Genomic DNA, 15,525 nt, shown 5'->3' on the forward strand with positions numbered 1-15,525 from the left:
GACAGCGTGTTGGAATCACCACCGCAGCCGGAGGACTCCGCCACGGGCGACGGCGAGGACTGGCGGATCTACCTCGGCACCGGACGGCCGCACAACGGCGTCGAGCGGCTCCCCGAGCCGCCCCAGTGGCGGCGGTTCGGCGGCGGGCCACTGATCACCTCGGCGCTGCCGGAGGACCGGCAGGGCGCCGAGCGGGCACGCGGCTACCAGATCACCGACGAGGCGATCGAGATGGTGAACGCCGCGCTCTACCTGCGCCGCCCGCTCCTGGTGACGGGCAAGCCGGGCACCGGAAAGTCCACCCTCGCCTACAGCGTCGCGTACGAGCTGGGCCTCGGGCCGGTGCTCTACTGGCCGGTGACCAGCCGCTCCACCGTGGACGACGGCCTCTACCGCTATGACGCGATCGGCCGGCTCCAGGAGACGAACCTCTTCCAGTCCACCGGGCGGACCGAGGAGATACCGGACATCGGCCGCTACCTGACGCTCGGCCCGCTGGGCACGGCACTCCTGCCCTGGGCACGTCCCCGGGTGGTGTTGATCGACGAGCTGGACAAGAGCGACCTGGGGCTCCCCAACGACCTGCTCAACGTCTTCGAGGAGGGCCGGTTCGAGATCCCGGAACTGGCCCGGCTGCCGGAGGACCAGAGCCTGGCGGAGGTGATGACCAGCGACGGCACCCTGCGGGCACCGGTACGGCGCGGCCAGGTCCGCTGCGCCGCCTTCCCGGTCGTCGTCATCACCAGCAACGCCGAGCGGGAGTTCCCACCCGCCTTCCTGCGCCGCTGCCTGCGACTGGACATCCAGCCCCCGGACGAGCAGGCCCTGACCCAGATCATCACCTCGATGCTCGGCGAGGAGGCGGTGGCCGCCAGCGCCGACCTGATCACGCACTTCCTCGACCTGCGCGACCGGGGTGCGGTGGCCACGGACCAGCTGCTGAACGCGATCTTCCTGGTCACCTCCGGGGTGCGACCGCCCGAGTCGACCCGCGCCCGGCTGCGGGCGAACCTGATCCGCGACCTCGAAGCGGCCGGCACCCTATGATCGATCGGCTGGTCACCGCCCTCGGCGGCGCTCCCTCAGCCCTGACGGCCGAGGAGTGCGCCGAGGCGATCTGGCTGGCCCGCTTCCTGCCCCGCCAGCCGGGGCCGCCCCGAGCCGGGCCGGCCGCGACGGCGAGCGACGCGCCGCCGGGGGCGCCACCCGAGCCACCGGCGTCGCCGCCGTCCACCTCCCCGGCCCGGCAGCCCACCCGGCCGGAGGCGCCCGCGGTGACCGAGGCGGAGCCGACCGCCAAGCTCTACCTGCCGCCGCCCGCCAACGGGCCCCGCGACCCGTCCTCGCTGCCGCTACGCACTCCCGGGGTGCCCGCCCTGCCGCACGCCCGGGAGATCGCCCGGGCGCTGGCCCCGCTGCGCCGGTCCGTACCCGCCCGGCACGCCGTGCGGCTCGACGAGGCGGAGACGGCCCGCCGGTCGGCGGAGGCCCGGATGCTCCAACCGTGCCTCACCCCGGTCACCGAGCCGTGGCTGGATCTCGTACTGCTGGTCGACGGCAGCCCGTCGATGGTGGTCTGGGAGGCGACGGCGACCGAGATCCGGACCCTCGCCGACCGGATGCGGGTGCACACGTTCCGCCGCATCCAGGTGTGGTACCTGCGGCCGGATGCCAAGGGCCACCGGCCGATCCTGACCTCCGACGGCGGCAGCACCGCGCGGGACCCGCGCGAGCTGGTCGACCCGGAGGGCCGGCAGTTGACGATGGTGTTGAGCGACTGCACCGGCGCCATCTGGGACGCTCCCGAGCTGCGACGGTGGCTCGCGATCTGGGGCCGCTCCGGTCCGGTCGCCGTGGTCCAGCCGCTGCCCCAGCGGCTGTGGCACCGCTGCCGCCCGACGCTGCACCCCGTGCTGGTCCGGCCGACCCGGCCTGCGGCACCGGCGGCGCAGCTGCACCCTCGCCTGCGTGACGAGGTGCCGGACCACGTTCCGCGCGGTGCGGTCGCGATACCGGTGCTGGAACTGGCACCGCGATGGTTCGCCGCCGGGGCCGCCCTGGTCAGTGGCCGCACCCTCGGCCCGGTCGCGGCGGTCGCGCTGCTGACCACCGACCCTCGTCCGCTGCTCGTCGACCCGCTGCGGGAGCCACCGTCGCCGGAGCCGCTGGACCTGACGCCGGCCCAGCGGGTCGCCCGGTTCCGGGCGATGGCCTCGGACGAGGCCCGTCAACTCGCCGAGTTCCTTGCCGCCGCACCGCTGACACTGCCGGTGATGCGCCTGGTGCAGCGCCTCATGCTGCCACGCTCACAGCCGCAGGACCTCGCCGAGGTCTACCTGAGCGGGCTGCTGCGCCACGCGGCGAGCTGGGCCGAGGACACGCCGGTCGAACAGGCCCGCTACGAGTTCCTTCCCGGCGTACGGCAGGAACTACTCTCCGGACTGCGGGTCGGTGAGGCGCTGCGGATCCTCGACGTCGTTTCCCGCTACGTCAACGAGCACATGGGCGCGGCTCTGGACTTTCCGGCGCTGCTCGCCGGACAGGTCTCGGACCGGCTGGCGACCCGACTGGGCCGCCCGTTCGCCGAGGTGGCCTACACGGTGCTGCGCAGCCTGGGAGGCCGGTACTCGGAACTCGCGCGGCGGCTGGCTCCGGCCGCCCTCGGCCCGCCAGCCACGCCAACGCAGCGGACCGACCGGCGGCTACCGATCGCGGCGACACCCGAAGAGGGGGACGACATGACCGCACAGACCGCTCCAGGAGATCGGGGCCGTTCCAGCGTCGGGGAGCAGCCAGCGGTGTTCGGGAACGTGCCGCCCCGCAACCCCGACTTCACCGGGCGGGAAGAACTGCTCAACGTGCTGCGCCAGCGGTTGACCGACAACGTCACCGCGGTGCTGCCGCACACCGTGCACGGCCTCGGCGGAGTCGGCAAGAGCCAGCTCGCCGTGGAGTACGTCTACAAGTACGCCAGCGACTACGACCTGATCTGGTGGGTTCCGGCCGAACAACCGACCCGGATCCGGGAGTCGCTCGTCGCCCTGGCCCGCAAGCTCGATCTGGTCAGCGACGACGTCGACGTGTCGCAGGCCCTGGAGACCGTGTACGACGCATTGCGCACCGGACGGCCGTACGGCCGGTGGCTGCTGGTCTTCGACAACGCGACCCGGGCCGAGGACCTGATGCCGTTTCTCAGCAACCCCGGCGGGCATGTGCTCATCACCTCCCGCAACCACAACTGGGCCGGGGTGGCGGACAGCATCGAGGTGGATGTCTTCACCCGGGAGGAGAGCATCGAGCTGATCCGGCGGCGGCTGCCGGAGCTGGACGACGAGGACACCGACCGGCTGGCGGAGCAGCTGGGGGACCTGCCGCTGGCCCTGGAGCAGGCGGCGGCCTGGATGCTGGCGACCGGCACCCCGATCGACGAGTACCTCGGCCAGTTGGAGAAACGGGTCGGCCTGTTGCTGCGGGAGAGTTCACCCGCGTCGTACTCGACGCCGGTGGTGATCACCTGGGGGCTGGCATTCGACCAGCTGGCCGAGCAGACCCCCGCCGCGTTGCAGTTGCTGGAGCTGTGCGCCTTCCTCGGTTCGGAGCCCATCTCGATCAGACTGCTGCCGATGGGGCGCTACGCCGGGCTGCCCAGCCTGCTCGACGCCACCGTCCGGGACGACATCCAGTTGCGCCGGGCGGTGCGGGACATCGGCAAGTACGGCCTGGCGAAGGTGGACGCGACCCGCAACAGCATCCAGATCCACCGCCTGGTGCAGGCGACCCTGCGGGACCGGCTCACCCCGGCCGACCGGGAGACCTACCGCACCGCCGTGCAGAAGCTCCTCGCCGCCGCGAACCCCGGTGATCCGACGGAGGACCAGGAGATCTGGCCCCGGCACGCGGAACTCAACCCGCACGTGCTGGCCTCCGGGGCGATCGACGGCGAGTCCGACGACATCCGCAAGGTGGTGCTCGACCAGATCCGCTACCTCTACGTCAGCGGCGACTACGAGAGCAGCCGCGAGCTCGGCTCGATCGCGTACCGCCGGTGGCTGGAGAAGCTGGGGGCGGCCAACGAGCAGACCATCATCACCGCCCGGTTCCTCGCCAACGCGCTGCGCTCCACCGGCAATCCGCAGGAGGCGAGGCGGTTGAACGAACGGACGTACGAGATCGCCCGCGACACGCTCGGGCCCGACCACGAACACACGTTGGCGCTGGCCAACAGCTTCGGGGCGGACCTGAGGCTGTTCGGCGAGTGGCAGCGGGCCCGCGAACTGGACGAGGGGCTGCTCGAGGCGCACCGCAGGGTGTTCGGTGAGGACGCCCCGGACACCCTGCGCTGTGCGAACAACCTCGCCGTCGATTACCGGTTGCTCGGCGACTTCGAGCGGGCGCGGCGCACGGACGAGGACAACTGGGCGCGCTATCGGCGGGTGCTGGGCGACACGAACCCGTACACCCTGTTCACGGCCACCCTGCTCTCCCGGGATCTGGACGGGCTGGGCCGCTACCACGAGGCGCTGCGGTTGCAGCGGCAGTGGCTGCCGCTGCACCGGGGGAGCCTGCGGCCGGACCATTCGAACGTGCTGCGGGCGACCCGGCTGCACGCGGTCACGCTCCGCAAGACCGGCCTCTACAGCGAGGCGCTGACGGTGGCTCGTGAGGTGTACTCGCTGTGCCTGCGCCGGTTCCGGGAGAACCACGCCGACACGATCTCGGCGGCGATGACGCTGTTCAACATCCTGCCCCGCACCGAGCAGGAGCGGGTGGCGCGGGCCCGGGCCCTGGCCGAGGCCCGGGTGCTGGGCGAGGAGACGCTGACCGGCTACCAGCGGGTCCTGGGCGACGAACACCCCTTCACGTACGTCTGCATGACGAACCTGGCGATCGTGTTCCGCCTACTCGGGGACTACACCGAAGGGCGCCGGCTCGACGAGCGGGCGGTCGCCGGACTCCGTGCCGGGCTCGGGATGGAGCACCCGTACACCCTCTGTGCGACGGTCAACCTCGCCAACGATCTCGCTGCCAGCCGGGACCATGCCGGAGCGGCTTCGCTACTGCGGGAGACCCTGGCGGCGGCCCGGCAGGTGAACGGCCAAAATCACCCGGAGACGTTGATCTGCGCCGCGAACCTCTCGATCGAGCTGTCGGCGCTCGGCGACCGGCCGGCCGCCCGGGAGCTGCGCGACGCGGCCATCGCCGGGTACGAGCGGACCGTTGGCCTGGACCACCCGGACGCGGCCGAACTGCTGGCCAGCCATCGGGTGTCGATCCCGATCGACCCGCCTCCGACGTGAGCGCTGGCGGGTCCGGGAGGACGGCGGCTAGGCCCGGGCGGCGAGCGGGGCGCCCGCCGCCGGGCTGACCGCCTCGGGCGCCTCGGCCACGAGGGGGCGCAGCCAGCGGGTCAGCCGGAGCGGGTCCGGTGCGTCGGCGCCGCGACGCCGGATCTCGCGGTGCAGCGCGGCGACGAGTTCCGGCATCTGGTGCAGCGCGGCGGTCTCCCCGTCCGCGCCGTCGCCGCTCAGCTCGGTGAGGATCGCCAGACCGATCCAGGATCGTGGCTCGTCCGGCTGGTCGAGGATCTGGCGGAGGTAGGCGGCGCGGGCGGTCGCGTGGTCGCCGAGGATCTGCGCGATGTCGCCGGCGGACGCCTGTGGTACCTGCGTGGTCACCTGCGCCGGGTCGGTGCAGAGCTGGTCGAAGCCCTCCGGATCTGCCATCTGGAGTCCGGCCAGGTCGAATCGGACGTTGTGGGTCGAGGTCCAGCCGACGTCGTGGGTCAGCACGGCGGAGATCGGCCCGGGTGAGGCCGCCGCCCCGGCCAGCCAGTCGTCCGCCAGCCGGCGCACCCGGTGCGGATCGGGCACCCGGTTGCGCAGGCGCCAGCCGAGCCGGTGTTCGGCGGTGACCTGCCGGGCCAGCGAGGCCGCAGCCGGGGAGACGGGTTCCGCGAGCCAGCGGCGCTGCCGTTCGGTCAGCGTGGCGAGGAACCGCCGGCCCTCCTCGGTCAGGTTCGGGACCCCGTGCAGCAGCTCGGTGGTCTGCCAGACCATGGAGCGCCAGCGGGCGAATTCGAAGTCGGCGAACCGGGCGGCGGCGTCGCGCTGGACCCTCCGTTGCACCCGCCAGAAGTCGGTGACCCCGAAGAAGGCGTAGACACCGTGCAACAGCCCGCCGAGCGGCCGGGGATCGTCGCGCCACGGCGCGTAGTGCCGGGGTTCCGAATCGGCGTGGTGCAGCGGGATCAGGTCGAGCAGCGCCCCGAGTTTGGCGTGCTGCCACTCGTGTACCAGCGCCGCCGCCAGGGCGAGTGGATCGGTGGGTGGGGTCAGGGACACGGCGCCGAACGACTCCATGGCGGTCGCGTTGACGCCGTAACTCTCCTCGGGGGCGACCAGCGGGACGATCGTGGTGAGTCCCGCGGCGATCCCCTCGGCGTAGCCGGGATGTGACCGCACGAGCACCGGCCACGCCTCGTCGAGGGCCGCCTGCCACCCGGCCAGCTCGGGGTCGGAGAGCCGGCCCGCCGCCCGGAGTTGGTGGATGTCGCGGCACGGGTCGAGGTCGTCGACGATCAGCCGCAGCGTGCGGCCGGCGGCCTGGGCCGTGATCGTGCGCAGACCGGACCAGCCGGGCGCGTCCGCCGACGGGTCGGTGGGTACCAGGACCGGGCCGATCCGCAGCCGGCCGTCCTCGGCGGTGACGGTGACGCTGCCGGTCCCCGACTCGGCGCGTCCGTACGTCGGCAGCATGACCTGGCCGTCGGTGCTGGACAGCTCGATCGTGAAGTCCAGCCCGGCCCGGGCCGCCGCGGCCGCGGCGATCTCGCCCAGCCGGCTGACGTCGCGGGAGGCCACGACGGTGGCGCCGGAGCGGCGACTGCGGGGCGGCACCGTGGCGGGGCCGGCCCGCAGTCGCCGGAGTGTGACCGTCAGCCAGGAGCCGACGTGCGGAGCGAGCAGTACCTCGTCGACGGCCTCCGGCCGGTGGGCCTGGGCGCGGACGAGCAGCTCCAGCGAGGCCTCGGTGGCCGGGGACGAGTCGGCGTCCAGCAGTGCCCGCAGCAGGAACAGCCGCCGGCTGAGCTGGCCGCGGCGGAGCCGGGCGATCGTCTCGGCGTCGCCGTGGCCCGCGGCGAGCTGGCTGAAGGACCGGGCGGGAAGTCGGATCACGTCGGTCACGCGCGTTGCCTCATCACTCGGGCGACATCGGCCTGTACGCGGCCGGCGATGTGGTCGATCAGATATCGCAGGTCGGCGCAGTAGACCGAGGGATTGCGGAATCCCGAGCCCTTACGGTATCGGTGCGGATAGTACCCTCCACCACAGACCGGATGAACCGAACAATCAAGACACGCCGGAGCGAGTGCTTTCGCGCCGATCTGTCGGGCGATGACGGCCGGGTGCCGCAGGGCGGCGTCCAACGGGTGATCGGCCACGGTGAGGCCGGTGGCCGGGGCGCCCTCGTAGGCGGAGCGCAGCGTGTCGACCTGTTCGAGCGACCCGTCGACGTCGATGACGATCACCCCGACGGGGCTCAGTCCGATCTGCTCCGACCTGCTGTGGCCGCCCAGTACGCCCACGACGATCTCTTCGAAGAGGCGGAGGCGGGTCTCCCGCCGGGGCGCGTCGTACCACCGGTCGAAGACGGCGACGAGCCACTCTCCGTACCGGGTGCTGGCGTCGGGCGGACGACCCGGCGGTGGCTCGCTCCAGTTGCCGTGCGGCAGCAGGAAGTCCAGGGCCGGGGGCTGGTACGCCAGCAGCGTCTCGTACGTCTCAACCGGATCGTTGCGCAGGTCGATGACGCTGAGTATGCCGGCGAACAGGTCGGGCTGCTCGCGTAACAGCCGCAGCGCGCGGTCGACGGCGGGGAAGCTGCTCCGGCCGCCGAGGTGCCGGCGGTGCCGGTCGTTGGCCACCCGGCCACCGTCCACGCTGACCCCGACCCGCAGGCCGGCGGCGCTCAGCAGGCGCAGGCGTTGCTCGGTCAGGCGGGTGCCGTTGGTCTGCACGGTGAACTGTGCCACCGTCCCGGACGACAGCGCCGCACGCAGCGTGCTGACCACCCGCTGCAACGTGGCGGGCGGGGCGAGCAGCGGCTCGCCGCCGTGCAGGATGACCCGGATCGTCGACAGGCGGTGGTCGCGGGCGTGTTCGGCGATGCGCCGGGTCGCCAGGTCGACGACCTCGTCGGGCATGAAGGCCGTCCGGCCTCGCCAGGAACGGTCGGCCAGCTCGTACATGTAGCAGTAGTCGCAGGCGAGGTCGCACCGACTGTGCAGCTTGACGACGAAGTCGTGGAACGGGGTGGGCCGCCAACCGGCCGGTGTGATGTCCAGCGGTGACTCGCCGAGAGGCCATTCAGACGGCAGAGGAAGTGACGGCGGCGCGCTGGTGACCACGACGGGGTTCAGATCGCGGAGGTGAAACCAGCGACGGGGTCCTGCGGTCGGTCCAGCTCGTCGAGAATCCGCTCCAGGCAGTGCACGAACGCGCCCTGCCTCGCCTCCCGGAGTTCGGCGAGGCTGATCTTGCTCACATCCAATTGGTGAGACAGATAATCATCGACCGTGGGTTCCATCGATTCCTCTATAGGACAATCGCATGCTAGTGATCCTGACCGGCTCCGAACGCGGCAGCTGGAGGCGGAGCAAATTTCCTAAACTAGCCCAAGGTACCAGTGGATGCCGGACAACCGGGTCAGTCTACGGCCGACGCTCCGCCCCGGACAGTCCATAGCCGGCGCGCGTACCGGGGGCTGTCCGATTTCTGGCAGTGGTCGCGGAAGTCGGGGCGCCGCGCCCGCCGCCATCCGGCGGATCACCCGCGGCAAACCTCCGCCACCGCGCCCGCTTGTGACGCCGTTGTTCGAGACGGCCGCTGGGAAGCCAGCCATCGTGGCAGATCACTGCTCCTCGCTAAACGGCTCGTCGCTCCACCGCCACCACGCCTCGTTGCCATCGATGTGAAGCAGGAATTCAGGAACCTCCTGGCCGTCCGGGTACCGAAGCGTGACGGTGTTCCGAACTGCCTCGTATGCGCGCTCCCAGGACTCCGCGTCCTCATCGACGCCATCGAGCAGCCGCAACTCCTCGGCGAAGAGCGTCCGGACCTCCGCAAGCCCTTCCCTCGGATCGACACGAGCATTCAGCCACGGAAAGTCACCACCGGTCACCACGAGACCAGCGAGTACCCGGCCGTCGTCGCGCCGATGCAGCGTCCAAGTGCCGTCGTGATGATCGCTCACGATGGCGACCCTAGCGACTGCAAAGAATCCCCTGCTGACCGTGCCCGGCTTCGGCCTCGCCCTGGTCGCACCTCGGCCATGATCAGATGCACGCCTCAACCGCGTACCGCGCTGCATCGAGCGTGATGCCCAGGGGTGCTGCGCACGCCCGGCAGTCGGCGGCGAAGGTTTCGCCCTCGCGCCACTGTCGGGTCTCGTCGCCCACTCGCGGCGCGCAGTCCTGCGGCACGACGAGTCCGAGATGGGCGCGGTAAACGGTGGTAACCCATCCCTGATGGGCTTGATGTGGGTGCCAGGAGCCATCCGAGAAGTCCAGCCGTCGGGCGGACGAACACCGCCGGGAAGGGATCCCGTCCTGCCTTGGCCGCACCGTCTCCAAGCGTCCGGGCTCAGCTGCCGAGATCAATCCTCGCTGGGGTCGAGGAATAGCTCGGCCAGCCGGGGCAGCCGCCTCCGCATCTCGTCATCATCGTCGAAGTCGAAGTCCTCACCCATGTCGGGTTCGCGGGCCTCGTCGATGCTGACCGCAACGTGTTGGCGGGTCTTCATCGCTTCGTAGAAGGCGTCGTCGTCACCACCCGTGACCTGTTCGTACGCCTCGCTGGCTGCGTAGTTCACCGACTCGGCGAACAGCGTGCCGTCCTCTTCCTCGGCCGCGGCTTGTCGTACCACGGGATGGCCAGCCAGTCCGTCGGGGGAGGCCAGGACACGTTCGTACCACTCGCGTCCCAGCGCGATAACTCCGGCCCGGAAATCTATGAAGCTGTCGTCCGAGCATCCACCGCCGATCAGGTACGCGGCCGCCCACACGTCCCAGCGGTAGAGCGCGTCATGGAGCTGATCGAACAGCTCCTGGAACTCGAGGATGCGCTTCGGTGATGTTGCGGCCAAGCGCGTCACCAGTGCCGCAGCAACGGCCTCACCGTCGTCGCCGGTCCGCCCGTCCAGACCCGCTCCGGCCGACTCCACGACCGCCCAAAACTCGTCAACATCCACAGCGCGAGGGTCTTCCACGGCCAACCGACACAACTCATGCCCTGCAACCCAGGCACCAGTCGCGAGCAGCCGCTCAAGCCTTCCTGACCCTGAGCATGCGCTCACGGACGCGAGCCGGTCGTCATGGGTAGCGGTTGTCTCGGCAGGCGTAGGGGTAACGGTGCAGACCGCCACCGCTGGAGACCGCCCGTCAACCGGGTGATGGGAGATGGAATCGACGCTGACGAGCGTGAGCGGCTCTTGAGTGCGCCTCGTAAGCAGTCCACTGTTCTGCGGATGTCCGGCCTGCCGCCGGCCGTGATCCGCGATCAGAAGGCGATGAAGTTCATCGCCGAGAAGATACGGCCGGGCGGTGGCGTGCCGCGCGCAGAGACCTGAGCGAGAATGGGCCAGTTCGAATCGCAACCCTGGAAGGACCCTCCCTTGGCCGGTGGACTCGTAGCCCTGCTGGATGACGTGGCGGTGCTGGCACGGGCCGCTGCCGCGTCGATCGATGACATCGGGGCGGCCGCCGCGAAGGCCGGCGCCAAGGCTGCGGGTGTCGTCGTCGACGATGCTGCCGTCACGCCGCAGTACGTGCGGAACCTGGCGGCCGAGCGCGAGGTGCCGATTATCAAGCGCATTGCCGTGGGGTCGCTGCGCAACAAGTTCTTCATCATCCTGCCGGCGGTGCTGCTGCTCAGTCAGTTCGTGCCTTGGCTGCTCACTCCGATCCTCATGCTCGGCGGCGCCTACCTCTGTTATGAAGGCGCGGAGAAGGTGTGGGCCAAGATCGCCCATCACGGTGCCTCCGGCGCGGGCGAAGAGAAGGTGCAGGACGAGACGACACTGGTGTCTGGGGCGGTACGAACCGACCTGATCCTCTCGGCGGAGATCATGGTCATCAGCCTTAACGAGGTGATCGATGAGGCGTTCTGGTCCCGCCTGACGATCCTGGCTGTCGTCGCCGTCCTCATAACCGTCCTGGTGTACGGCGTGGTGGCCCTGATCGTCAAGATGGACGACGCCGGGCTGCGCCTGTCGCAAGGTTCCGGCGCCGTCGCCACGTTCGGCCGCGGTCTGGTGAGGGCGATGCCGGTGGTCCTCAGCGTGCTGACGGTAGTCGGCACCGCGGCGATGCTGTGGGTGGGTGGGCACATCCTGCTGCTAGGCACGAACGAGCTGAACCTGCACTTCCTGTACGAGGCCGTGCACCACGTGGAGGTCGCCGCCCACGACGCCACGGGTGTTCTCGGCGGGCTCGTCGGCTGGCTCGTCAACACGGTGGCCAGCGCGGTCCTCGGGCTGATCGTCGGAGCGCTGGTCGTGCTGGTCATGACTCTCACGCTGCACCGCCGCACATCCAAGGCTGCGGCTGCGACTGCGGCGGCCACGACTCGTACTGACGGCACCATCCCCGCGCCGCCGAGCCGTGCAGCTCGGCGCCGCGACGCCCCTGCGGACCAAGCGCCGCGCGGTTGACCGCGACATCATCGCAACTCGACCACGGGGGTCAGGCGTTCTGGTGCTGAAGCCCTTTGGTACTCCAGCCGCACCCGGTGGAGTCGGAGTCTTCGCTGGTAGTGGGCCGTGTTGGCGCGGTATCGGTGTCGTCGTCGCCATCGTGACCATCGATGGATGTGGCCGAAGGGTCGAATCGTGGTGATCTCATGGTCGAGACCGACTGCGATCATCGCGCTCACCGGTGCGCGAACCGCGCCAGCAGATCATGCAGACCCGTCCGCGACCCGACGATTTGATCGACCGACACAAGCGCGAAAGCTTGCCCTGGTAGCCGTGTACGGCATCAGGACCACTGGATGCGCCACACCACATTGACCTGGGTGGAACGGCACTGCCGGCACGTGGCCGCAGGTGAACCACGTCGCGTCGCCCCGTCCGAGCAGGGAACAGCAGCCGCGGGTGCGTGCGTTCCCGACTCACCGCCGATTCAGTCGTCGAGCGTCTTCAACAGCCCAAGCGTGCGCGACTCGATCAGCCGGTAACCGGCTTCGTTCGCCACGCGCAGCGCGGCCTTGGCGTGCTCGCGAGCGACGTCGGGCTGCCCGGTGGCCAGGCACACCGCCGCCAGCCCCACCAGCGCACTCGCCTCGCACCACACGAACCGGGTCTGCCGGGCCAGGTCGAGCGCCAGACGGTGTTCCTCGGCTGCCTCTGCTGGCCGTTCAGCGGCCAGTAGCACGCGACCGTAAGCCTCTCGTGCCCACGCCTCGGTGCCGGCGTCGCCGATCTCCTGCGTCAACGCCACTGCATGTCGCGCGTCGGCGCAGGCGCGTGGTGCGCGGTCGGTCATCGACCACAACAACGCACGTCCGCTGAGCGCCGTCGCCTCGCCGTACTGGTAGCCAAGATCGCGGTTGGCGACCAGCGCCCGGTCGTACAACTCCTCGGCGGCTTCCCGGTCTCCACGGTCGCGGCGGATGCCCGCGAGGTCAACCAGAAGGACCGCTTCGTTGTACCGTGAGCCGCTTCGTTCCGCGCAGGCTAGGGCGTCCCGGATGTGCTGGTCCGCCTGTGACAGCGCACCGAGCTGCCAGTGCGCGAAGCCGAGGTTGGCGAGGGACATGGCCTCGCCGCCGTCGTTGCGGTATTGCCGGTTGAGCTCCAGGGATCGCTGGGCGCAGTCGATTGCGGCTCGGGGATTGCCGAGGCGCTGGTGCACCGCGCTGAGATTGTTCAACAGGGCCGTGCGTCCCTCCGGCCACCGGTCATGGGCGTTGATGCGGAGGCCGTCGAGGAGGTGTTGGCGGGCTTCCTCGTATCGGCCGGCGGTGACGTGGGCGAGGGCGATGCTCAGGTGCATGCTGGCCTGGGCTGTCAGGTCGTTCGCGGCCTCCGCGGCAGCCAACCCTCTGGTGGCTGCGGACAGCCACTCGGCGCGGCGTCCACGCTGGTGGAACCAGGCGCGTAGGGCGTCGGTGAGCTGCCAGACAAAGCGTGCATGCCCGTGGTCGGCGGCGTTGATCGCTGCGATGACATTGGCTGCCTCTGCGTCCAGCCACGCCAGCGCCTCGTCGGCATCGGGGAACGATTGTTGCGGGACCGGCCCGGGGAGCCTGAGGAAGTGGGGGATGAGTTGACGTCCGGCGGCGTCGGCCCTGCTGCGATAGTGCTCAAGTAGACGCTGCCGGGCGTCGTGACGGGTGGTGTCGTCGTCCTCCGTGACAAGCCGGTCCACGGCGTACTGGCGGAGCAGGTCGTGAAACCGGTATCTGTCGCCTCCCTGATGCTCGATCAGGTGTGCGGACGCGAGGGCGCGGAGTGTTCTCGTCGCGATGGGGGGCGCGACCCCCTCGAGCGCGGCGGCGACGTGGGCGGTGAAGCTGCCACCGGGGACCAGCCCGATGTGACGGAACATTCGTTGCTGAGCGGTGGGCAGGGCCCGATACGACATCGCGAAGGCCTTCGTGACCGCGCCCTCGTCGGCACCGTCGACGGTCAGGCTGGTGAGAGGATCGCCCTCATCGAGTTCCTCGGCCAGTCCGGCGATGTGGGGATGGCCGCTCGTCTGCAGGTTCGCTGCCGCTATCCGCAGTGCCAGTGGCAGGTGCCCGCAGAGGTGGGCGAGGCGGGCCGCGGCGCCGGCCTCGACCCGAACGGCCTCGTCCCCGAGCATCGCCGCCAGCAGCCGTACGGAGTCCGTCGGGCTGAGCACACCCAGCAGCAGAGATCGGGCGCCAGCCCGGACGACCAGCTCACCGAGCCGACGACGGCTGGTGATCAGGACAGTGCCGCTGGGCGGGATCAGCGGCATCACCTGGTCGGCGTCACGAGCATTGTCCAGCACCAGCAAAATCCTGCGGCCGGTCATCGTCGAGCGGAACAGCGAGACCCGGCCGTCCTGATCGTCCGGAACAACGCGGGGGTCGACACCAAGCCCACCAAGTAGCTGTCCGAGCGCGGCGGACGGTGTGACGGGTGGACGCTCGACGTCGAAGCCGCGCAGGTCGATGAACATCTGACCATCGGGGAAGGCGCCACGCACCCGATGCGCCCAGCGCACCGCCAGCGCCGTCTTTCCGACTCCGGGGATTCCGCTGACAACCCAGACCGTCGTGGCGCTGGACCCGCCCGATAGCTGGTCGAGATGGGTCATCTCGTCAGTTCTACCGATGAAACCTGGTACGTCCTGTGGCAGCTCCTCCGGACGGTGCGGGACGCTCGACAGTGCGTCGCCGCGTTCCGCCGGCAGCACCGGATCACCTCTGAGGATGAGCCGGTGCAGGCGGCTGAGCTCGCGTGACGGTTCCAGGCCGAGATCGTCGTGTAGCCGGGTGCGGAGATTGCGGTAGACCTCCGATGCTCGATCGGCCTGGCCCTCGAGATACAGGGCTGTCATGAGCTGACCGACGAGGCGATGCCGATAGGGCTGTCCGGCCACCTGGTCGGACACCTCGCGCACCACTCTCCTCGTGCGACCCAGGCGCAGCAGCGCGTCCGCCCGGTCCTCCGCAGCCGTCCAACGGGCCTCCATGAGACCGGAACAGAGCAGTCGGCGTCCGGAATCGTCGACGACGTCGAGCAGTGGTTCACCTCGCCACAGGTCCAACGCCTGGTCCAGCAACTCCACGGTGGTGGGATCGTCGGAGGAGCCTGCGGCCTGCTGCACGAGGGCGGAGAAGCGGTGTGCGTCGACGGTCGCGGGATCGGTGTGCAGCTGGTAGGCGCCGCGCTCGCTCAGCAACTGCGCGGATGCACCGGTCTGCCGGAAGGTGGCCCGTAGGCGCGAGACCATGGCCTGCACCGTCGCTCGTGCGCTGGGCGGGGGCGCCTGCGCCCAGATCAGGTCGATGAGCCGGTCCGCCGGTACCGGTCGATTGGCCTCCAGAACGAGCGCCGCCAGGAGCAGCCGGGGCTGTCGTCCTCCGATGGCGAGACGGACACCCTCGGACCAGATCTCCACCGGCCCGAGGACCCGAAACTCCATGTGCACATCCCTGCCGTCGCTGCCTGTGCGGGCCGGCGCGACTCCTCTGCAAGCATTTTGCAAGATCGCTGCATGCGCCGGCCCTGATTATGGTCGAGCCCGCTGACAGTGAGCGGGCGGTACGAGCGTGCGCTTCGCGCCGCGGCCAGCACGGGGGTGGCCGCGAACGACGAGGGGTGCGCACGGTCCGGTGCGCTTATCCGGGGGCGACGAGCGACGCATCGACTGGGCGACGGCCTTGGGGGAGAGGCAGTCGCCGATGACGTGGCGGGCTTCGAAGACCGGTGAACACCGTGTCGGACGACCCTGCCACCTCGCTTGCCACGGCGATGTTCTCCGCATCGCCGGTG

Annotated in this window: 10 protein-coding genes; 3 read left to right on the plus strand and 7 right to left on the minus strand. The window is 70.3% G+C overall.

The window, feature by feature from the left end:
• Positions 1-6: 6 nt before the first annotated feature.
• Together AB0C03_RS17280 and fxsT are read left to right on the plus strand one after the other, a co-directional pair.
• Positions 7-1,047 (plus strand): AAA family ATPase, encoded by a 1,041-nt coding sequence (locus AB0C03_RS17280; RefSeq protein ID WP_245233520.1) that lies wholly within the window; start codon positions 7-9, stop codon positions 1,045-1,047.
• A complete protein-coding gene (fxsT, locus tag AB0C03_RS17285; RefSeq protein ID WP_357637698.1) occupies positions 1,044-5,297 on the plus strand; it encodes an FxSxx-COOH system tetratricopeptide repeat protein in 4,254 nt (1,417 codons plus the stop codon). Before AB0C03_RS17280 ends, fxsT begins: the two co-directional genes overlap by 4 nt.
• A gap of 27 nt (positions 5,298-5,324) precedes the next feature.
• Here the strand turns inward: fxsT and AB0C03_RS17290 are convergent, their stop codons facing one another.
• The 6 genes from AB0C03_RS17290 to AB0C03_RS17315 all read right to left on the minus strand — a co-directional run bounded on the left by AB0C03_RS17290 (position 5,325) and on the right by AB0C03_RS17315 (position 10,248).
• Positions 5,325-7,184: an HEXXH motif domain-containing protein gene (locus AB0C03_RS17290; RefSeq protein WP_357637701.1), complete on the minus strand. Its 1,860-nt coding sequence runs from the start codon at positions 7,182-7,184 to the stop codon at positions 5,325-5,327.
• Positions 7,181-8,407 (minus strand): FxsB family cyclophane-forming radical SAM/SPASM peptide maturase, encoded by a 1,227-nt coding sequence (locus AB0C03_RS17295; RefSeq protein WP_307857788.1) that lies wholly within the window; start codon positions 8,405-8,407, stop codon positions 7,181-7,183. The genes AB0C03_RS17290 and AB0C03_RS17295 overlap by 4 nt, the downstream gene beginning before the upstream one ends.
• 8 nt (positions 8,408-8,415) lie before the next feature.
• The gene (gene fxsA / locus AB0C03_RS17300) at positions 8,416-8,544 is read right to left on the minus strand and encodes an FxSxx-COOH cyclophane-containing RiPP peptide (RefSeq protein WP_231639982.1); all 129 of its coding nucleotides are present in this window, start codon (positions 8,542-8,544) and stop codon (positions 8,416-8,418) included.
• A gap of 366 nt (positions 8,545-8,910) precedes the next feature.
• Positions 8,911-9,252, minus strand: a complete 342-nt coding sequence (locus tag AB0C03_RS17305) for a hypothetical protein (protein ID WP_357637705.1) — start codon at positions 9,250-9,252, stop codon at positions 8,911-8,913.
• A gap of 82 nt (positions 9,253-9,334) precedes the next feature.
• Complete coding sequence (locus AB0C03_RS17310; protein ID WP_357637970.1) at positions 9,335-9,622, minus strand: aspartyl/asparaginyl beta-hydroxylase domain-containing protein; 288 nt, start codon at positions 9,620-9,622, stop codon at positions 9,335-9,337.
• A 32-nt stretch (positions 9,623-9,654) separates the two neighbouring features.
• Positions 9,655-10,248, minus strand: coding sequence for a DUF4240 domain-containing protein (locus AB0C03_RS17315; RefSeq protein WP_357637708.1), 594 nt, complete (start codon positions 10,246-10,248; stop codon positions 9,655-9,657).
• Between the two features lie 423 nt (positions 10,249-10,671).
• Between AB0C03_RS17315 and AB0C03_RS17320 the strand changes: the two genes are divergently transcribed.
• The gene (locus tag AB0C03_RS17320) at positions 10,672-11,709 is read left to right on the plus strand and encodes a DUF808 domain-containing protein (protein WP_357637711.1); all 1,038 of its coding nucleotides are present in this window, start codon (positions 10,672-10,674) and stop codon (positions 11,707-11,709) included.
• A 469-nt stretch (positions 11,710-12,178) separates the two neighbouring features.
• Here the strand turns inward: AB0C03_RS17320 and AB0C03_RS17325 are convergent, their stop codons facing one another.
• The gene (locus tag AB0C03_RS17325; protein ID WP_357637714.1) at positions 12,179-15,175 is read right to left on the minus strand and encodes an AfsR/SARP family transcriptional regulator; all 2,997 of its coding nucleotides are present in this window, start codon (positions 15,173-15,175) and stop codon (positions 12,179-12,181) included.
• Positions 15,176-15,525 lie beyond the last annotated feature (350 nt).

This window comes from Micromonospora parva (genome assembly GCF_040649675.1).
Classification (GTDB): Bacteria; Actinomycetota; Actinomycetes; order Mycobacteriales; family Micromonosporaceae; genus Micromonospora; species Micromonospora parva.